At 71.6% G+C, this 18,546-nt stretch carries 15 protein-coding genes; 7 read left to right on the top strand and 8 right to left on the bottom strand.

Going from position 1 to position 18,546, the window contains the following annotated elements:
* Nucleotides 1–119 precede the first annotated feature (119 nt).
* A complete protein-coding gene (locus OG440_RS24365; protein WP_406008908.1) occupies nucleotides 120–1,088 on the top strand; it encodes an EamA family transporter in 969 nt (322 codons plus the stop codon).
* Between the two features lie 255 nt (nucleotides 1,089–1,343).
* Here OG440_RS24365 and pepN (OG440_RS24370) read toward each other — a convergent pair whose 3' ends face one another.
* The gene (gene pepN / locus OG440_RS24370) at nucleotides 1,344–3,911 is read right to left on the bottom strand and encodes an aminopeptidase N (protein WP_406008909.1); all 2,568 of its coding nucleotides are present in this window, start codon (nucleotides 3,909–3,911) and stop codon (nucleotides 1,344–1,346) included.
* Between the two features lie 171 nt (nucleotides 3,912–4,082).
* On the opposite strand from pepN (OG440_RS24370), the gene OG440_RS24375 reads away from it, so the two are divergent.
* Nucleotides 4,083–4,622, top strand: a complete 540-nt coding sequence (locus OG440_RS24375; protein WP_406008910.1) for a DUF1203 domain-containing protein — start codon at nucleotides 4,083–4,085, stop codon at nucleotides 4,620–4,622.
* Between the two features lie 222 nt (nucleotides 4,623–4,844).
* Here OG440_RS24375 and OG440_RS24380 read toward each other — a convergent pair whose 3' ends face one another.
* Nucleotides 4,845–5,861 carry an aspartate-semialdehyde dehydrogenase gene (locus OG440_RS24380; protein ID WP_406008911.1) on the bottom strand — a complete coding sequence of 339 codons (1,017 nt, stop codon included), beginning with the start codon at nucleotides 5,859–5,861 and terminating at the stop codon, nucleotides 4,845–4,847.
* A gap of 207 nt (nucleotides 5,862–6,068) precedes the next feature.
* Here OG440_RS24380 and OG440_RS24385 point away from each other — a divergent pair, with 207 nt between their 5' ends.
* Together OG440_RS24385 and OG440_RS24390 are read left to right on the top strand one after the other, a co-directional pair.
* A complete protein-coding gene (locus OG440_RS24385) occupies nucleotides 6,069–6,605 on the top strand; it encodes a sigma-70 family RNA polymerase sigma factor (protein WP_406008912.1) in 537 nt (178 codons plus the stop codon).
* Nucleotide 6,606: 1 nt separating this feature from the next.
* On the top strand, nucleotides 6,607–7,518 hold the full coding sequence (locus tag OG440_RS24390; RefSeq protein ID WP_406008913.1) for a hypothetical protein: 912 nt from the start codon (nucleotides 6,607–6,609) through the stop codon (nucleotides 7,516–7,518).
* A 145-nt stretch (nucleotides 7,519–7,663) separates the two neighbouring features.
* Here the strand turns inward: OG440_RS24390 and OG440_RS24395 are convergent, their stop codons facing one another.
* Together OG440_RS24395 and OG440_RS24400 are read right to left on the bottom strand one after the other, a co-directional pair.
* Nucleotides 7,664–10,978: a S8 family serine peptidase gene (locus OG440_RS24395; protein WP_406008914.1), complete on the bottom strand. Its 3,315-nt coding sequence runs from the start codon at nucleotides 10,976–10,978 to the stop codon at nucleotides 7,664–7,666.
* 211 nt (nucleotides 10,979–11,189) lie between these two features.
* Nucleotides 11,190–11,747 carry a CGNR zinc finger domain-containing protein gene (locus OG440_RS24400; protein WP_406008915.1) on the bottom strand — a complete coding sequence of 186 codons (558 nt, stop codon included), beginning with the start codon at nucleotides 11,745–11,747 and terminating at the stop codon, nucleotides 11,190–11,192.
* 202 nt (nucleotides 11,748–11,949) lie between these two features.
* Between OG440_RS24400 and OG440_RS24405 the strand changes: the two genes are divergently transcribed.
* The gene (locus OG440_RS24405; RefSeq protein WP_406008916.1) at nucleotides 11,950–12,423 is read left to right on the top strand and encodes an NUDIX hydrolase; all 474 of its coding nucleotides are present in this window, start codon (nucleotides 11,950–11,952) and stop codon (nucleotides 12,421–12,423) included.
* Nucleotides 12,424–12,426: 3 nt separating this feature from the next.
* On the opposite strand, the gene OG440_RS24410 is transcribed toward OG440_RS24405, so the two are convergent.
* Nucleotides 12,427–12,804: a hypothetical protein gene (locus tag OG440_RS24410; RefSeq protein WP_406008917.1), complete on the bottom strand. Its 378-nt coding sequence runs from the start codon at nucleotides 12,802–12,804 to the stop codon at nucleotides 12,427–12,429.
* Between the two features lie 188 nt (nucleotides 12,805–12,992).
* Here OG440_RS24410 and OG440_RS24415 point away from each other — a divergent pair, with 188 nt between their 5' ends.
* The gene (locus OG440_RS24415; protein WP_406008918.1) at nucleotides 12,993–13,346 is read left to right on the top strand and encodes a MerR family transcriptional regulator; all 354 of its coding nucleotides are present in this window, start codon (nucleotides 12,993–12,995) and stop codon (nucleotides 13,344–13,346) included.
* A 115-nt stretch (nucleotides 13,347–13,461) separates the two neighbouring features.
* Here the strand turns inward: OG440_RS24415 and OG440_RS24420 are convergent, their stop codons facing one another.
* Both OG440_RS24420 and pepN (OG440_RS24425) read right to left on the bottom strand, forming a co-directional pair.
* Nucleotides 13,462–14,529, bottom strand: coding sequence for a hypothetical protein (locus OG440_RS24420; protein ID WP_406008919.1), 1,068 nt, complete (start codon nucleotides 14,527–14,529; stop codon nucleotides 13,462–13,464).
* 206 nt (nucleotides 14,530–14,735) lie between these two features.
* A complete protein-coding gene (pepN, locus tag OG440_RS24425) occupies nucleotides 14,736–17,315 on the bottom strand; it encodes an aminopeptidase N (RefSeq protein ID WP_406008920.1) in 2,580 nt (859 codons plus the stop codon).
* A 151-nt stretch (nucleotides 17,316–17,466) separates the two neighbouring features.
* Between pepN (OG440_RS24425) and OG440_RS24430 the strand changes: the two genes are divergently transcribed.
* Complete coding sequence (locus OG440_RS24430) at nucleotides 17,467–18,111, top strand: DsbA family protein (RefSeq protein ID WP_355701371.1); 645 nt, start codon at nucleotides 17,467–17,469, stop codon at nucleotides 18,109–18,111.
* A gap of 172 nt (nucleotides 18,112–18,283) precedes the next feature.
* Here OG440_RS24430 and OG440_RS24435 read toward each other — a convergent pair whose 3' ends face one another.
* Complete coding sequence (locus OG440_RS24435) at nucleotides 18,284–18,526, bottom strand: hypothetical protein (RefSeq protein ID WP_406008921.1); 243 nt, start codon at nucleotides 18,524–18,526, stop codon at nucleotides 18,284–18,286.
* Between the last annotated feature and the right edge of the window lie 20 nt (nucleotides 18,527–18,546).

Below are 18,546 nucleotides of genomic sequence, written 5' to 3' on the forward strand. Positions count from 1 at the left end.
TGCCGGTCACCCACGAGAAAGTGGCTCGCGGCCAAGCCGGCGGCCGGTAAGCCGATCACCGCTAAGCCAACTTACGCTAAGCAGCTTGACGCTAAGTCGCTTAGCGCTAAGCTAATTACATGAAGAGGCCCACCACCGTCCTGCTCACCGCGCTCGCCCCGGTCTCCTGGGGCACCACCTACGCCGTCACCACCGAGTTCCTCCCCGCGGACCGCCCGCTGTTCACCGGCCTGATGCGGGCTCTGCCCGCCGGGCTGCTGCTGCTCGCCCTCGGCCGGGTCCTGCCGCGTGGCGTCTGGTGGGGGAAGGCCGCGATACTCGGCGCGCTGAACATCGGCGCCTTCTTCCCGCTCCTCTTCCTCTCCGCCTACCGGCTGCCCGGCGGCATGGCGGCGGTCGTCGGCTCGGTCGGACCGCTGTTCGTCGTCGGTCTCTCGGCGCTGCTGCTGGGACAGCGGCCGGCCGCCCGGACCGTGGTGGCCGGGATCGTGGCCGCGTTCGGCGTCAGCCTGGTGGTGCTGAAGGCGGCAGGAGCGCTGGACCCGCTCGGCGTCCTCGCGGCGCTCGCCTCCACCGCCTCGATGTCGGCCGGTACGGTGCTCACGAAGCGGTGGGGCCGCCCGGACGGCGTCGGTCCGCTCGCTCTCGCCGGCTGGCAGCTCACGGCGGGCGGCCTGCTCATCGCCCCGCTCGCCTTCCTCGTCGAGGGCGCCCCGCCCGCCCTGGACGGCCGTGCGCTCGGCGGCTACCTCTACCTCGCCCTGGCGAACACGGCGGTGTCGTACTGGCTCTGGTTCCGCGGCATCGGCCGGCTCACCGCGACCCAGGTCACCTTCCTGGGCCCGCTCTCCCCGCTGACGGCGGCCGTCGTCGGCTGGGCCGCACTCGGTCAGGCGCTGACGCCGGTCCAACTGGCGGGCATGGCGCTGGCGTTCGGCGCGACGGTGGCGGGCCAGCTGAGGACCGGCGGGACGGCCGTACGCACCTTCGGGCCCACGGGAAGCAAGCCCCGAGCAGATCGAGGAGCTCAAGGAGGCGAGAAGGCCGAGGAGATCGAGAAGGCCGAGGTGGCCGAGAGGATCAAGTGAGCCGAGAACGCCGAGAGGTGGGAGAGAGTCTGCCCCGCCAGACGCGACGGAGGTGGGCCGGTGTCCGCCGCTCCGGCGGTGAGCGTGACGTGGTCCGCGCACCCGAACCCGCGAACCCGCACCCGCGAACCCGCGCCCCGCACACCCGCGAACCCGCACGCCCCGCGAACCCGCCTACGCCCCGCCCACACCCCGCACGACGAAGGGCGCCCGATGGGGCATCGGGCGCCCTCTGTCGCGTGCGGGACCGCTGGGCTACTGCGCGTCGGCCGCCTGGGCCTTCAGCGCGCGCTCCACGCCCGCGCGGGACTCGGAGACGAGGCGGCGCAGGGCCGCGTTCGGCTCGGCCGAGGCCAGCCACTCGTCCGTCTTGGCCAGGGTCTCCCGCGAGACCTGGACCGTCGGGTAGAGGCCGACCGCGATCTGCTGGGCGATCTCGTGCGAACGGGAGTCCCAGATGCCCTTGACGACCTCGAAGTACCGGTCGGTGTACGGCGCGAGCAGCTCACGCTGGTCGGTCTGGACGAAGCCGCCGATGACCGCCTCCTGCACGGCGTTCGGCAGCTCGTCGGAGTCCACGACAGACGCCCACGCCTCCGCCTTGGCCTCCGGGGTCGGCCGGGCGGCCCGCGCGGTCGCCGCGTGCCGCTCGCCGGCGGCCGTCTTGTCCCGCTCGTACTCGGCGGCGATGTCCGCCTCGTCGAAGGTCCCCACGGCCACCAGCCGCTGCACGAACGCCCAGCGCAGCTCGGTGTCGACGGCCAGGCCCTCGATGGTCTGGCCGCCGTCGAGCAGCGACTCCAGGAGGTCGATCTGCTCCGGCGTACGAGCGGTGGCCGCGAAGGCGCGCGCCCAGGCCAGCTGGTGGTCGCTGCCCGCCGCCGAGGACCGCAGGTGCGCCAGCGTGGCGTCCGTCCAGCGGGTCAGCAGGGCCTCGCGGGTGGCGGGCGCGGCGTACAGGTCGATGGCGAGCTTGACCTGGCGGTGCAGCGACTGGACCACGCCGATGTCGGACTCCTTGCCGATGCCGGACAGCACCAGGGACAGGTAGTCGCGCGTGGGCAGTTCGCCGTCCCGGGTCATGTCCCAGGCGGACGCCCAGCACAGGGCGCGCGGCAGGGAGGACTCGAAGTCGCCGAGGTGTTCGGTGACGAAGGCGAGCGACTGCTCGTCGAGGCGGACCTTGGCGTACGACAGGTCGTCGTCGTTGAGCAGGACGACGTCCGGACGGCGCTTGCCGACCAGCTGCGGTACGGCCGTCAGCTCGCCGTCGATGTCCAGCTCCACGCGTTCGTCACGCACCAGCTTGCCGCTGTCGTCGTCGAGTTCGTACAGACCGACGGCGATGCGGTGCGGGCGCAGGATCGGGTCGCCCTTGGCGCCGGCCGGGAGCGCCGGGGCCTCCTGGCGGATCGCGAACGACGTGATGACCCCGGCGGCGTCCGTCTCGATCTCGGGACGGAGGATGTTGATGCCGGCGGTCTGGAGCCACTTCTGCGACCAGGTGCCGAGGTCACGGCCGGAGGTCTCCTCCAGCGCGCCGAGCAGGTCGGACAGGCGTGTGTTGCCGAACGCGTGCCGCTTGAAGTAGGCCTGCACGCCCGCGAAGAACTCGTCCATGCCGACGTACGCCACGAGCTGCTTCAGGACGGACGCGCCCTTGGCGTAGGTGATGCCGTCGAAGTTGACGAGGACGTCGTCCAGGTCGCGGATCTCGGCCATGATCGGGTGGGTGGACGGCAGCTGGTCCTGCCGGTACGCCCAGGTCTTCATGGAGTTGGCGAACGTGGTCCACGAGTGCGGCCAGCGCGACTGCGGGTAGTACGCCTGGCAGGCGATGGAGGTGTAGGTGGCGAACGACTCGTTCAGCCACAGGTCGTTCCACCACTCCATGGTGACCAGGTCGCCGAACCACATGTGGGCCAGCTCGTGCAGAATCGTCTCCGCGCGCAGCTCGTACGCCGCGTCCGTCACCTTGGACCGGAACACGTACTGGTCCCGGATGGTGACCGCGCCCGCGTTCTCCATCGCGCCCGCGTTGAACTCCGGCACGAACAGCTGGTCGTACTTCTTGAACGGGTACGCGTAGTCGAACTTCTCCTGGAACCAGTCGAAGCCCTGCCGGGTGACCTCGAAGATCGCGTCCGAGTCGAGGTACTCGGCGAGGGAGGGGCGGCAGTAGATGCCGAGGGGTACCGACTGCCCGTCCTTCTCGTACACGCTGTGGACGCTGTGGTACGGACCGACGATGAGCGCGGTGATGTAGCTGGAGATCCGCGGGGTCGGCTCGAAGACCCAGACGTCGTCCTTGGGCTCGGGCGTCGGGGAGTTGGAGACGACGGTCCAGCCGGCCGGGGCCTTCACGGTGAACTGGAAGGTGGCCTTCAGGTCCGGCTGCTCGAAGGACGCGAAGACGCGGCGGGCGTCCGGCACCTCGAACTGCGTGTACAGGTAGGCCTGTTCGTCGACCGGGTCGACGAACCGGTGCAGACCCTCGCCGGTGTTGGTGTACGCGCAGTCCGCGACGACCCGCAGGACGTTACGTCCCTCCAGCAGGCCCGGCAGTGCGATCCTGGAGTCCTTGAAGAGCCCCGCGGCGTCGAGCGTGTCCCCGTTCAGTGTGACCTCGTGGACGGTGGGCGCCACCAGGTCGATGAAGGACTCCGCGTCCCTCTCCGCGACGTCGAAACGCACCGTCGTGACGGACCGGTAGGTCCCTCCCTCCTGCGCGCCGGAGAGGTCGAGATCGATCTCGTACGAGTCAACGGTGAGCAGCTTCGCCCGCTGCTGCGCCTCTTCGCGAGTCAGGTTTGTGCCAGGCACGCGGTCATCTCCTCGGATATGTGTCGGTTGCGCCATCCTTCCACGGGACGCGTGCCCGAGGCGACGACCTTCCGGGCAGGCGGCGGTCCGTCCCGCTGCCCGGCGCGGCGGCGGGAGCGCGACGTCCGGAATCCGCCGGTGGGTCCGGCCGCCGCGCGCGAGGCTCGACACATGACGACCCAGGCAGACACCCACACCGTCACCCGCCCGGCCACCGAGCCGGCCACCACCCTTCCGGTCACCCACGCCGCTCGGCCCGTCCCGCCGGGCGTCCTGGAGGAACTGCGCGTCGCCGACGACGCGGGTCGTCCGGCGGTCCCGCTCACCGACGAGGAGGGCGGCGCCCCGCTGCGCTGCTGTCTGCGTCGCAGCGAGCCGGGCGAGCGGATCGCGCTGGTCTCCTACGCCCCCCTGCGCCGCTGGGCGGCCGCGACCGGCGCCGACCCGGGGGCGTACGACGAACAGGGCCCGGTGTTCGTCCACGCGCGCGCGTGCCAGGGTCCGACCGGGGGCGGCCTGCCGTTCCCCGGCGCCCGGCGCACCGTGCGTCGCTACTCCGCCGCCGGGCACATCCTGGGCGGCCGGCTCGTCGAGGACCCCGACGGGTTCGACGCGGCCTTCGCCGAGGCGTTCGCCGACCCCGAGGTGGCGCTCCTCCACGTCCGGGCCGTCGAGTACGGCTGCTTCCTGTACGAGGTGCGCCGCGGCTGACCGCCCGGCCCGATCCGGCATGGCCCGGCCCGGCCCGGCCACCGGCCCTGCTCCGGCGTGCCCGGCCCCGTCACGTGCGCGGGCGCAGTCACGCTCCCGTGGACGCGTCCGGACAGGGGTCCGGACCGGGGTCCGGACAGGGGTCCGGACAGGGGTGAGGGGCGGGTGCAGCTCGCACCCGCCCCTCACCTCACCGACGCCCGGGAATCCCGGACGTCGGCGTCAGCTCTTCAGCTCGGCCGCCACGAGCTCCGCGATCTGTACCGCGTTCAGGGCCGCGCCCTTGCGGAGGTTGTCGTTGGAGATGAAGAGGGCGAGGCCGTGCTCCACGGTCTCGTCCTCGCGGATGCGGCCCACGAACGACGGGTCCTTGCCGGCCGCCTGGAGCGGGGTCGGGATGTCGGAGAGGGCCACGCCCGGGGCGCCTCCCAGCAGCTCCGTCGCGCGCGCGGCGCTGATCGGGCGCGCGAAACGGGCGTTGACCTGGAGGGAGTGACCGGAGAAGACCGGGACGCGCACACAGGTGCCGGAGACCTTCAGCCCGGGGATCTCCAGGATCTTGCGGGACTCGTTGCGGAGCTTCTGCTCCTCGTCGGTCTCGTTCAGTCCGTCCTCGACGATCGAGCCCGCGAGCGGGATCACGTTGAAGGCGATGGGGCGCTTGTAGACCTGCGGCTCCGGGTAGTCGACCGCCTCGCCGTCGTGGGTCAGCCGGTCCGCGTCGGCCACGACCTTCTGCGCCTGTCCGTGCAGCTCCGCGACGCCCGAGAGGCCCGAGCCGGACACCGCCTGGTAGGTGGCGACGACCAGCGCCTCCAGACCCGCCTCGGCGTGCAGCGGCTTGAGGACCGGCATCGCGGCCATCGTCGTGCAGTTCGGGTTGGCGATGATGCCCTTGGGGCGGTCCACGATCGCGTGCGGGTTCACCTCGGAGACGACCAGCGGGACCTCGGGGTCCTTGCGCCACGCCGACGAGTTGTCGATCACGACCGGGCCCTGCGCGGCGACCTTCTCGGCCAAGACCCGCGAGGTCGCGCCACCGGCGGAGAACAGGACGATGTCGAGGTTCGCGTAGTCGGCCGTCGCCGCGTCCTCCACCGTCACGCCGTCCAGGACCGTCCCCGCCGAGCGGGCCGACGCGAACAGACGCAGCTCGGTGACGGGGAAGTCGCGCTCCTTGAGGATCCTGCGCATGACCGTGCCGACCTGACCGGTGGCTCCGACGATTCCGACCCTCACGGCGACTCCTTGCTCTGTTCACGGCTCTTTGTGGACTTTTCCATCATGCGGCCGACCCCGGCCCACCTGTCCAATTCTTTGCCCACCATGCCCGAGGACTGGGACGCCCGCAGGTGTGACGTACGCCTCGGAAGGATTCTCCGCGGTCGAGCCGAACGTTTCGGCGCCCCGCGGCGTCGTAGAGGAAACGCGGTAGGGAGGGGTGCTGTGCTGCGCAGAAAAGCCCGGCGCGCCCGGGGGGACGGGGCCGGACAGGGCGACGACCCGCTGGACGCGGCGCAGGAACGCCGGGTGCGGGCGGTGCTCGCACTGGGCGGGGTACCGCAGGCGGACCTGCCGGACGGGGTACAGCAGGTCCGCCTGCGGCTGCTGGAGCGCGCGGCGAAGGGGTACGAGACGCCGCGCGACGTCTCCGCGTGGGCGGCGGTCGTCGCCTCCAACCTCGCCATGGACTGGCACCGCGCCAAGCGCCGCCAGGAGCGGCTGGGGGAGCGGCTGGCCTCGCTGCGCCAGCACGAGCATCCCTCGGGCGAGGACACCAGGGTGCTCTCCCTCGCCGTCGCGCAGGGCCTGGACGACCTGCCCGACGCCCAGCGCCAGGTCCTCGTCCTGCGTTTCTACGCCGACCTGCCGGTGCGCTCGATCGCCCGGGAACTGGGCGTCCCGGAGGGCACGGTCAAGAGCCGCCTGCACACGGCGGTACGGGCCCTGCGCGCCCGCCTGCACGAAGACGAGGTGGTGTGACGTGACCGCCCGAGGACCCGGGCACGGCCCCGGATCCGGCTACGGACCGCACGACGGGAGCCGGAACGACCACGAGAGCCACGGCGGGGACGAGCGCCTCGACGAGTACGGGCATGAGCACGAGTACGAGCACGGGCACGGGCACGAAGGGCCGGTCGGGGAGGAGGGGGATGACGGTATGGACGCGTTGATGGCGGCCGTCCTCGATGTGCCCCTCTCCCGCCTGTCCGAGGACGCCCGCGCCGATCCCGCCTTTCTGGCCGCCCACCGCTCGGCCACCGCCGACGTGGCGCTCCTGCGCGAGCAGCTCGGCGTCCTCGCGGACGTCCTGGCGGAGCCGGTGCCCGACCGGACGCCGGCCCCCGCGCCCGCCCCGGTACGGCGGCCGCGCCCGTCGCGCCGGGCCCGGCCCCTCGCCCTGCGGTTCGCCGGCGTGGCCGCGGCCGGTGCGCTGGTGCTCGGGGGCGGGTGGGTGGTGCTCCAGGTCGGCCAGGGGGTGGCGGGCATTCAGTCGGACAAGAGCGCCGACAGCGCCGCCGGGTCCGACGAGAAGGCCGAGGCGTCGGCGGGCGGTGGCGCGAGCCTTCTCGACGACCCCGGCTACCTGGCCTGCGCCCGGCTCGTCGTCGAGGGGGACGTCACCGCGGTCGGGCGGGTGGCGGGCGGCACCCGGGAGCGGGTCACCCTGCACGTCACCCGCGCCTACCGGCCCGCCGGGAGCGGGCCCGAGGTCGACTTCCTGATGGAGGCGGACATGGACCCGCTGCTGCGCGAGGGCGACCACGTCCTGGTGGCCCTGTCGAAGGGGTCCACCACCCCCGACGTCTGGGCGGTCGGCGAGGCCGACATCGCCCCCGAACGAGAGGCGCTCGACCGCGCCCTGCCCGAGACGGAGGGCATCACCTGCGAATAGGGCCTGCCGGGTGGATCACGCGGCGGGCCGCGGGCGCACGACAGGCCCGGGTCGGGGCCACGCGGTGACACGGCGAAGGGCGGGCGCCCTGGTGGACGCCCGCCCCTGTCGACCGCTTCCGGTCGAGCCGTTCAACCGCTACCGGTTACGGAGTGACCTTCTCGATGGCCACGTTGCCGATGCCCGCGACGGTGCCCCGCGCGTTCACCAGCTGGACCTGGCCGAAGAAGGCCCGCCCCTCGGGCGCGGCGGCCGCGGCGGTGACGGTCGCGGAGACCGACGCCGAGGCACCCGTGCCGAGCTTGACCGGCGTCGACTCGTCGACGGTGACGGTGCCGAGCGAGGACGAGAAGAACACGTCCAGGTAGTCGTACGCCGTCGTGCCGGCCGGGACCGAGTAGCCCGCGACCTCGATGGTGTACGTGCCGGCGGCGGGCGACGGGATGGAGACCGCCTCCTCGGAGTCGCCGTCGGCCTGCTGGGCGACCTGGTTGCCGGCCGCGTCGAAGACCGTCAGGTCCAGGTCGGCGGAGGCGTCGGAGACGTTGCCGATGGAGACGTCCAGCGACTTGGCGCCGGCCGGGACCTCGACCGTGGTGGTCGCGGTCGCGCCGTTCGCGATGGTCGGGCGGGTCGCCTTGGACGAGCCGAGCGGGCCGCCGGCCAGCTTGCCGTCGATGGCGGCGAACTTGTTCGTCACCTTCCAGGAGACGGGGGCCGGGGTGCCGACCTTCGCCTCGGGCACGGTCACGGTCTCCGGGTCGAAGACCGCGCCGTAGACGGTGGCGTCCAGCTTGTACGGGTTGTCGAGCAGCGGAGAGGTGCGGCGCGACTCGACCTCGATCTCCCAGACCCCGGGCTGCGGGTTCTGGTACGAGCGGGCGTCGGGCTTGCAGCCGTTGCCGTCGAGGTAGTTGTTGTAGCAGTAGATCGTGGAGCTGTCCTCGACCGCGACACCGTACGGGTGGATCGAGATGAAGCGGGTCTGGCTCTTGTCCTCGAGTCCGCTGATCGCGACCTCGAACGCCTTGGCGCCCTCGGGGACGGTCAGGAAGTAGGACTGCGAGCTGTTGCGCTGCACGGTGTTCGACGCGTGGAACGTGTAGTTCACCGGCGTCGAGACGACGACCGTGTTGAGGATCTGCTTGTCGAGGCCCTCGGTCTTCGGGTCGTCGACCTCCAGGATCGCGCTGGCGATGCCCGCGGCCTTCGGCTGGGCCTGGATCCTGACCGTCACCGGCTTGTTCAGCGGCAGCTTGACCTCGTCCGAGCTGACGATCTTGAAGGTGCCGGCCGCGTTGTTCTCGAGGTGCAGCTCGTGGCGGATCGCCTTGTCGGCGCCGGACGTACGGGTGATGGTGACGTCGTACGTCTTCTTCTGGCCGGCCTTCAGGCCGCCCTCACGGTCGTAGATGCCGGTGCCGAAGCCCGGCGTCTTGAGCGCGAAGTCGAGCGCGGTGTCGACCGGCGCCTTGACGGCGTAGTCGTGGGCGGTCGCGCCCTTCTTGATGGACTTCCAGGCGTCCACGATGTTGATGGCGCCCGCGCCCTCCTCGTACGCCTGGAGACCCTTGATGTGGTCGGCGGTCGAGGTCAGGGCCGTGCGCAGGATCGCCGGGGTGAGCGCGACCTTGGCCTGCTTGGCGGCCGAGATCAGCAGCGCCGAGGCGCCCGCGGCCTGCGGGGAGGCCATCGAGGTGCCCTGGAGCATGGAGTAGCCGGCCGGCAGCGGGTAGCCCGCCTCGGCGACCGGGGCGCCCTCCAGCCAGGTCTGCGTGGTGTTGATCGCGGCGCCGGGGGCGACGAGCGTCGGCGTGAAGCCGCCGTCCTCACGCGGTCCGCGCGAGGAGAAGGGCAGCAGCGCGTACTTCTTCGTCACCTGCGAGCCGTAGTTGGCGGCCCAGGTCTCCTTGGAGATGGCCGCGCCGACCGAGATCACCTTGTCGGCCAGACCGGGGTCGCCGATGGTGTTGGCGCCGGGGCCCTCGTTGCCGGCCGAGATGACCAGCTGGACGCCGTAGGTGTCGATGAGGCGCGTGTACAGCTCGGCGCGCGCGTTGTTGCCGTCGTTCAGACCCGGCAGACCGCCGATCGACATGTTGACGATGTCGACACCGCGGTTGGCGACCAGGTCGATCATGCCCTCGGTGAGGGCGACGTTGGTGCAGCCCGGGCCGAAGACGCAGGCGCGGGAGGAGACGATCTTCGCGCCGGGCGCGGCGCCGTTCATCTTGCCGCCGAACAGGCCGTTCGCGGCGGTGATGCCGGCGACGTGCGTGCCGTGCTCGCTGGCGATGAGACCGATGTTGGCGAAGTCGGCGGTCTTGCCGACCCAGTCGCCGCCGTACGGGTCCATCGGCACGTCCTTGCGGATCTGCACGACGAACGGCTGCCGCTCGGCGACGTCGGTCGCCGGGTTGTCGGTGCCGAAGTACCCGATCTGGTAGCCGTCCTTGTACGGCTTCATCGCGGTGTCGTCGGTGAAGTCGCCGTTGTTGTTCACGTCCACGGTGACGGTGCCGGCGGCCGCGTCGTACAGGACGCCCCACGCGTCGGTGGTGTCGCCGTCGCGGTTGACGTCGCCCTTGGCGTCACCGCCCGCGGTGGCGGACTCCCGGAAGAGGTTGACCTGGTAGGCCCCGGCCTTCGCCGTCCAGGTCCGGCCGCCGAAGGTGAAGCTGGGCCCGGACACGGAGGTCGTCATCGCGCGCCAGGAGGCGTCGCCGTCGATGATCGGGTCGGTCGACGTCACCCAGTCGACGATCTTGCGCTCGCCGGTGGTGGTCTTCTGGAGCGCGGGGTGCGACAGGTCCACGCCGGAGTCGAGGACGCCGATGGTGACACCGCGGCCGTCCGCCTTCGGGTTCTTCTTCACGAAGTCGACGGCGCCCGTCTCGAAGGACGGGTTGTACGGGTTCTCGGCGGGGGTGTTCTTGTTCGGCGCGGCGTAGGTCTTCGTCGTCGCGGCGGACTTGGTGCCCTTCGCGGTGTCCGCGCTCGGCGTCGGGTCGTCGAGGACGATGTCCTGCCGCAGGTCGATGGCGTGCACCGAGGACAGCTTGGCGGCGGCGGCGATCGCCGAGTCGGCCTTGCCCGTCGGGACGGTGGCGCGGACGTAGCCGACCTTGTCGTAGGACTGGCCCACGGAGCCGCCCTTGACCGCGTCCAGCTCCTTGGCGACCTGCTCGGTCTGGCCGGGGGCGGTCGCGACCATCAGCGTGACGTTCTTGTCGCCGGCGGCCTTGGCCTCGGCGAGGAGGTCGGCGTCGTCGGAGCCGAGCTTGTCGTGGGCGGACTTCACGCCCGGGTCGGCCGCGGCGGGGGTCTGGCCGGAGTCTGCGGAGAAGGCCATGGGTATCGGCCCGGCCGCGGACAGGGCGGCCACCAGGCCGGCGGCCACGGCTATCCGGGCCACACGTCTTGCGCCCGATATCGGTTCACGCTGGGGGGTGAGGGTCATCGGCATCCCTTGTAGGTAAAGGAACGAGCACCACGTGACCAGGCCGTTCCTGCCTGATCACGGTCGTCCGGAATGCGATCCCGGATGACCGCAAAGCTTTACCTAAGGGACAGCTGTTTGGGGAGAGTTGACCGAATCGATATGGATGTATGGGGAAAACCCTCTACGAGCCCCCTGTGTGCGACCTGTCCGCCGGTTGTGCGGGTTTCGGTCAGGCGTCCTTGGCGCGGGCGTAGTGCCGGGAGGCCTTCGCGCGGTTGCCGCAGGCCGCCATGGAGCACCAGCGGCGGGTGCCGTTGCGCGAGGTGTCGAAGAAGTGCAGGACGCAGGCCTCGTGCGCGCAGCCGCGGATCCGGTCGGGGGCGGCCGAGAGCAGTTCCAGGTAGTTCCGGGCGGCCAGCCAGCCGGGTCCCCAGGCGTCGTCCCTGAACTCGGGCCGCTCGCCGGGCCCTTCGGGGGTGAGGGTGGGCCGGATCCGGCCGTGTCCGAGCACGGTGTCGACACCGACGGTGTCCCTCGGGCCGTTCGCCGGGCCGTCCACCGCTGCCTGGAGCGCGTCACGCGCCTGGAGGGTGTGCCGCAGGGTCGCCGCGTCGGCCGTGAACCGCCCGTCCAGCCCGTTCGCCGCGAACCACACGGCGAGCCCCGCCGGGTCCCGCAGCAGGTCCTGCGCGGCGCCCTCCCGCACCCACCGCGTGTTGAGCAGGTCGAGTGCGAGGGGCTCGCCGCTGAGGGGGCGGGGATCGGGGGCGGTGGTCGTGGCGGACATCGGGGCTCCTTCCGTACTAACCGTTCAAGAGTACGTGACCGGTTAACGCGCGCGCACCCGCCCTCTGCCTTCGATGAGAGGGGGCCGGGTCACGCGGCCGGTGCCTGGTGTGCGCCGGTCCGCGACGATCAGCGCCGGTCCACTCCGGTCCGTGCCGGAATATCCCCCTGCGCACCCGGACCGGAACGGTTAACGTCCCTCCATGCGCAAGAAGTCGAGGGTGGCGGCCTATGCCGTCTGCGTCCGTGACGGACAGCTCCTGCTCGCCCGCTCGCCGGCCGCCGACGGCCTAGGGTCCGAGTGGGTGCTGCCCGGCGGCGGCATGGAACACGGCGAGGATCCCCTCGACACCGTCGTGCGCGAACTGGACGAGGAGACCGGCTACCGCGTCGAGGTCACCGGTCTGCTCGGCATCGACTCCTTCCACCACACCTTCCGGCACGGGGGGCTGCGCGGCCCCGTGGACCACCACGGGGTACGGGTCGTCTACGAGGGCCGGGTCGTCGGAGGCGACCTGCGCAACGAGGTGAACGGCTCCACCGACCTGGCCGCCTGGCACGACCTGGACGCGGTCCCCGCCCTCACCCGGGTCCGGCTGGTCGACGTCGCGCTGAAGCTGTGGCGTGAACGGCCGGTCGACGGCCGGGCGACGGTACCCCCGACGACCGGCCCCTGAGGGTCACCCCTTCGGCGTCCTCCGCAGCCACGGCACCCCCTGCGCCACGCCCCAGACCGCTTCCACGCCGAGGAACAGCCACAGCACCCCCGGGGCGCCCTGGGCCAGCGCGTACGCCATCCAGGCCGTGAACAGGGTGCGGGCGACACCGTCGAGCAGTCCGTGCACCGCCAGCGGCCTGACCAGGCGCAGAACGGCCCAGACGATCACGACCGACCCCATCAGGTTCGCGAACAGGGTCTGAACCGGGTCGGTCCGCGGGAACGTGCCCAGCCCCCACGCCCCGCTCCACGACGACAGCAGGTCGTGGACCGGCGCGTACGTCCACGGCGTCGCGAAACCGGCCGTGACGACGAGGTCGTACCAGGCGCTCGCGCGCACGACACGGAGATACGAGGGGCCCTGGGCGCAGGGGCGGGCGGATGCGAATGCGGGTCTGGGTGTGAGTGTGTGTGCGGGTACGGACGAGGACGCGGGTGTGGGTGCGGCGGAGGTCATGGGGCGACGCTAAACACTGGACTACGCTCCAAGGTCAAGCGTCGGACCGCTACCTGACGGAGGCTTCCCGCATGCGCATCGGCGAGCTGGCTGCCCGTACCGGCACCACCCGGGACACCATCCGCTTCTACGAGAAGGTCGGCCTGGTCGAGGGGAGCCGACTGTCCAACGGGTACCGCGACTTCGCACCGGAGACGGTGGAGTGGCTGGCCTACGTCCGTACCGCGCAGACGCTGGGGTTCACCCTCGCGGAGATCGCCCGGCACGGCGAGGAACTGCGCGAGGCCCCCGACTCCGCGGCCGCCCTCTCCGCCCTCTTCGAGCAGAAGATCCGGATCGTCGACGCCCGCATGGCCGAACTCGCCGCCCTGCGCGCCGAACTCGCCGACCGTGTCGGCACCGGCTGCCCGCTGCGTACGGCATGACGGCATGACGGCGTGACGGCGTGACGGCATGAGGAGGGGGCCGTCGGGTCGCACCCGTCGGCCCCCTCCTCTCCCCTCCTGGCACCGCGGCACCGATTCCCGCCCCGGTCCGTCACTACCGGGGCAGCACCACGACATACGCGGCCGGGTCCCTGTCGCCCGACGCCATCAACGCCGTGCGCACCACCGCCGCCTGCTGTTCCATCGCGTCCCGCAGCTTCTTCGGCGTGACGTACACGACCGTGATGCCGAGCCGCTCCAGATGCTCGCGCTTGCGGGCGTACTCCGACCAGAGCGCGTCCTCGTCCTGCCGCGGCGCCCGGGTGTCCAGTTCGACCGCGACCGCCTGCTCCGGCCAGTACGCGTCCAGACCTCCCAGGTGGGGGCCGCCCGGCAGACGCAGGTCCACGTTCCAGACCGGGTCGGGAAGGCCGTACTCGCACACCATCGTGTACAGCCGGTCCTCCGCGAACGCCCGTCCCTCCGCGAGCAGCGAGTCCACCGCGTCCACCACGTGCGGGCGGCTCAGCAGCTTGGCGTTGTTCAACTCCCTGACCACCGCCGCCGGTTCGCAGTGGCCCCCGCGCACCGCCTCCGACAGCAGCCGCTGTACCGTCCCCGCGTCCGTCAGCTGGGCCACGGCGTCGGCGAGCGCGCGGGGCACGGGCGCCACCGGCACCCCGGTGGCCTGCTCGGGCGCCGGCAGGCTGCCCGTACGGACGACGTGGGCGCAGCCCGTCGAGCGCAGCCGGCGCAGCCGCGGGACCAGGACGTCGATGTGCTCCAGGGAGGGCAGCGGCGGAGCGGACGAGAGCCCGTGCAGGTTCAGGGCCGCCAGCCCGGTGATCATCGCCTCCTTGTACACCGGCCGGTGCGGGTCCCCGGCGCCCGGCTGGGCAGGCACCCCGGGCGGCGGCGTCGCCGTGTCGCGGCCCGCGTACATCAGCACCGCGTGCAGCCGCTCCTCGCTGGTCGGCGGACCCGGGTGGAGCAGGTACACGCCGGGGAGGAGCTGCTGCCAGGGTCCGCCCGGACGGCACTGCTCGTTCGCCTCGGCCGGGGCGACGCCCTGCGAGCGGAGCCGGCCCGCGGTGGTGACGCGGCGCTGTACGTCCGACAGGTGGCGGACGGGGCGAGGGGACGCGGGGGGAACCTGGGGGAGCGGGGTGTTGTGGTGGTTCATGCAACGGGGATTCCGCATCCGGACCCGGTCGTAACCGCTGTTACACGCCCGTCGACAAATCCGGACAAGCTCGTCCTAAAGGACGGGTGTTCGGATGCCGATGGGGCGCCGAAAACCCCTGGTCCCGAATAGGGGAGCCAGGGGTTACGGGTCGGATTGCCTGAATTCCGTAACGGTGACCGTCAGCGGAATTCATGGCCAAAGCTCTAGGCGGTTTGGGCCTCCGCGCCGTTCGCCTGTGCCCGCAGCGACCGTGCCAGGTCGTCGCGCGCCTCCAGCACCAGCCGGCGCAGCGCCGGGGCCGCGGACTCGTGCGCCGTGAGCCACGCGTCCGTCGCCTCCAGCGTCCGAGGGGAGTCCTGGAGCGCGGGGAACAGGCCCTTGACGACGGTCATCGCGATCTGGATCGACCGCTCGGCCCAGATCCGCTCGATCGACGCGAAGTACTTCTCCGTGTACGGCACGAGCAGCTCCCGCTGAGAGGGCTGGGCGAATCCCGCGATCGTCGCCTCCACCAGCGCGTTGGACAGCGAGTCCGACTCCACCAGCTGGGCCCATGCCTGCGCCTTGACCGCCGCCGACGGACGGGCCGCGAGACAGCGCACCTGATGCCGCTTGCCGGACGCCGTGTCGTCGCGGACCAGTTCGGCCGCCAGCGCCTTCTCGTCGGCGTAGCCGTGCGCGACCAGCGGCTCGACGAACACCCAGCGCAGCTCCTGGTCCACCTCCAGGCCGTCGATCTTCTCCGTGCCGTCCAGCAGGCCCCGGAGCAGCTCGAAGTCGGCGTCGGAGGAAGCCACCGCCGCGAAGAAGCGTGCCCAGGCCAGCTGGTGCTCGCTGCCCGGCCCGGCGGCCCGCAGATTGCGCAGCGCGGTGTCGGCCAGCATCTCCTCGCCCGCCCGCCGCCAGGACCGCGGCGCGTAGTGGACCAGCGCCGAGTCGGCCCACGCGTGCAGCATCTGCAGGACGCCGATGTCGGACTCGTGGTGCCCGAACCGCGTCACCAGGTCCACGAAGTCGGGCGCGGGCAGCAGCGCGTCCCGGGTCAGGTTCCACAGGGCCGACCAGCACAGCGCCCGGGCCAGCGGGTCGGTCATGGAACCGAGGTGCTCCCGCAGGGTGGCCAGCGAGGTCTCGTCGAAGCGGATCTTGCAGTACGTCAGGTCGTCGTCGTTGACCAGCACCAGCTCCGGGGCCTCGGCGCCGGCCAGCTCCGTCACCACCGTACGCGGACCGTCGACGTCCGCCTCGGCGCGCGCGTACCGCACGAGACGGTCGTCCTCGCGGCGGTACAGGCCGATGGCCACCCGGTGCGGGCGCAGTTCCGGGTACGCCTCGTCGGCCTCCTGGAGCACGGCCAGCTCGTCGATCCGGCCCTGCGGGTCCAGCAGCACCTGCGGGGTCAGCGAGTTCACGCCCGCCGTCTGGAGCCAGGACCGGGACCAGCCGGCCATGTCACGGCCGCTGGTCTCGGCGAGCACCGACAGCAGGTCGCCGAGGCGCGTGTTGCCGTACGCGTGCCGCTTGAAGTAGCGCCGCGCGCCCTCGAGGAACGCGTCCTGGCCGACGTAGGCCACCAGTTGCTTCAGGACGGAGGCGCCCTTGGCGTACGTGATGCCGTCGAAGTTCAGCTTCGCGTCCTGGAGGTCGCGGATGTCGGCGGTGATCGGGTGGGTGGAGGGGAGCTGGTCCGCCCGGTAGGCCCACGCCTTGCGGCGGTTGGCGAAGGTGATCCAGGCGTCGGTGAAGCGGGTCGCGCCGACGTTCGCGAACGTGCCCATGAAGTCGGCGAAGGACTCCTTCAGCCACAGGTCGTCCCACCACACCATGGTGACCAGGTCGCCGAACCACATGTGCGCCATCTCGTGCAGGATGACGTTCGCCCGCGCCTCGTACGACGCCTGCGTCACCTTGCCCCGGAAGATGTACTCCTCGCGGAAGGTCACCAGACCCGGGTTCTCCATCGCGCCGAGGTTGTACTCGGGCACGAACGCCTGGTCGTACTTGCCGAACGGGTACGGGTAGTCGAAGTGGTCGTGGAAGAAGTCCAGGCCCTGCTTGGTGACGAGGAAGACGTCCGCGGAGTCGAAGTGGGGCGCCAGACCCTTGCGGCACATCGCGCCGAGGGGGATCTCCAGCGTCGTACCGTCACCCAGGTCGCGCGTGTACGTGTCCGTCACGTAGTGGTACGGACCGGCCACCACACAGGTGATGTACGTCGAGATCGGCTTCGTCTCCGCGAAGCGCCACACCCCGTCGGCGCGCTCGCCGACGCCGTTGCTCCACACCACCCACTCCTCGGGCGCCCGCACCTCGAAGCGGAACGGGGCCTTGAGGTCGGGCTGCTCGAAGCCCGCGAAGACCCGGCGGGCGTCGGCCGGCTCGTACTGGGTGTAGAGGTACACCTCGCCGTCCTCCGGGTCGACGAAGCGGTGCAGGCCCTCGCCGGTACGGGAGTAGGCACACCGGGCGTCGACGATCAGCTCGTTCTCCGCGGCCAGGTCCTCCAGCAGGATCCGGGTGCCGTCGAAGACCTCGCCGGGGTCGAGGTCGCGGCCGTTCAGGGAGACGGACGTCACGCTCGGCGCGATCAGGTCCACGAAGCTCGACGCACCGGGCTCGCTGCAACGGAAGCGGATCGTGGTGACCGACCGGAAGGTGCGGGGCTCGTCCCCGGTCCGGTCGCCGACCGCAGACCGGATGTCGAGGGACACGTCGTACCCGTCGACGGACAGCAGGGCGGCCCGCTCCCGGGCCTCGTCGCGGGACAGGTTCTCACCGGGCACGGCGGTACTCCCTGAGTGTGTTGAGCACGGGCTTTCGGACAGGAGTGATCCTGCCACGCGCCCCTGACGCGGGGCAGCAGGGAATGTGCGGCGGGGACGGCGGTGTTCGAGGGAGAAAGGCTTATCTCATGAGGATTGCTCGAGGAGAGACATGTCGGAGAAGACCCCCGTCGACTTCTGGTTCGACCCGCTGTGCCCGTGGGCCTGGATGACCTCCCGGTGGGTGCTGGAAGTGGAGAAGGTCCGTGACATCGAGGTCCGCTGGCACATCATGAGCCTCGCCGTCCTCAACGAGCCCAAGATCGACGAGCTGCCCGAGGAGTACCGCGAGATGCTCGCGGTCAAGGCCTGGCAGCCGGTGCGCGTGGTCACCGCCGCCTGGCAGCTGCACGGCGCCGACGTCCTCGGCCCCCTCTACACCGCGCTCGGCACCCGCATCCACAACAACGGCGAAGGCCCGACCGTGGAGGCCATCGCCGGCGCGCTCGAGGACGTCGGTCTGCCCGCGTCCCTGATCGAGTACGCCGAGCAGTCGGACTTCGAGTTCGACGCCCAGCTGCGCGCCTCCCACAAGGAGGGCATCGAGAAGGTCGGCCAGGACGTCGGCACCCCCGTCATCGCCGTCCCCGGCCCCGACGGTGAGCAGATCGCCTTCTTCGGTCCCGTGGTCACCCCCGCGCCGAAGGGCGAGGAGGCCGCCCGCCTCTGGGACGGCACCCTCGCCGTCGCCTCGGTGCCCGGCTTCTACGAGATCAAGCGCTCCCGCACCAAGGGCCCGGACTTCAGCAACCTGTGACGGCGGAATGCCCCGCGAGCGCCGCTCGCGGGGCACCGCGGACGCCATGACGGGGTAGGGACACCACGGCTCCGCCTGCGGCGTCGAGCTTGGTGAACAGGCGCCGGACAGAGGTGTCGGTGGAACCCGCCGTCCGCCGATCGCCGGACCCGCGGGAGGGGGAAGCCCCCGGTCAGACGGGCGGCCGCGCGGGCGCCCGGAACTCCTCCGGCAGATCGAAGCCCAGTCGCCAGTTGAAGTAGGACTGCACCCGCACACAGCCCTCGCGGGTGCAGCGCCGGAACTTGTGGAGATCCGCCCGGTGCACCCGCACCGTGGCCTGGCTCAGGGCGAAGACCTGCTCCCTGTCGTGCAGGCGCCGGAAGTGCTGCTCGGTGTCCCCGCAGTTGGGGCAACGCCTTTTCGGAAGACCCATGCGGGCCACTGTCGCCCGGA

Origin of the sequence: Streptomyces sp. NBC_00637 (genome assembly GCF_045161545.1) — a bacterium.
Classification (GTDB): domain Bacteria; phylum Actinomycetota; class Actinomycetes; order Streptomycetales; family Streptomycetaceae; genus Streptomyces.

Excerpts from the sequence above, each read along its gene's own strand:
- OG440_RS24365 (WP_406008908.1), top strand. The coding sequence starts at position 120 with ATGAAGAGGCCCACCACCGTCCTGCTCACCGCGCTCGCCCCGGTCTCC.
- OG440_RS24375 (WP_406008910.1), top strand. The coding sequence starts at position 4,083 with ATGACGACCCAGGCAGACACCCACACCGTCACCCGCCCGGCCACCGAG.
- OG440_RS24395 (WP_406008914.1), bottom strand. The coding sequence starts at position 10,978 with ATGACCCTCACCCCCCAGCGTGAACCGATATCGGGCGCAAGACGTGTG.
- OG440_RS24400 (WP_406008915.1), bottom strand. The coding sequence starts at position 11,747 with ATGTCCGCCACGACCACCGCCCCCGATCCCCGCCCCCTCAGCGGCGAG.
- OG440_RS24405 (WP_406008916.1), top strand. The coding sequence starts at position 11,950 with ATGCGCAAGAAGTCGAGGGTGGCGGCCTATGCCGTCTGCGTCCGTGAC.
- OG440_RS24415 (WP_406008918.1), top strand. The coding sequence starts at position 12,993 with ATGCGCATCGGCGAGCTGGCTGCCCGTACCGGCACCACCCGGGACACC.
- OG440_RS24420 (WP_406008919.1), bottom strand. The coding sequence starts at position 14,529 with ATGAACCACCACAACACCCCGCTCCCCCAGGTTCCCCCCGCGTCCCCT.
- OG440_RS24430 (WP_355701371.1), top strand. The coding sequence starts at position 17,467 with ATGTCGGAGAAGACCCCCGTCGACTTCTGGTTCGACCCGCTGTGCCCG.
- OG440_RS24435 (WP_406008921.1), bottom strand. The coding sequence starts at position 18,526 with ATGGGTCTTCCGAAAAGGCGTTGCCCCAACTGCGGGGACACCGAGCAG.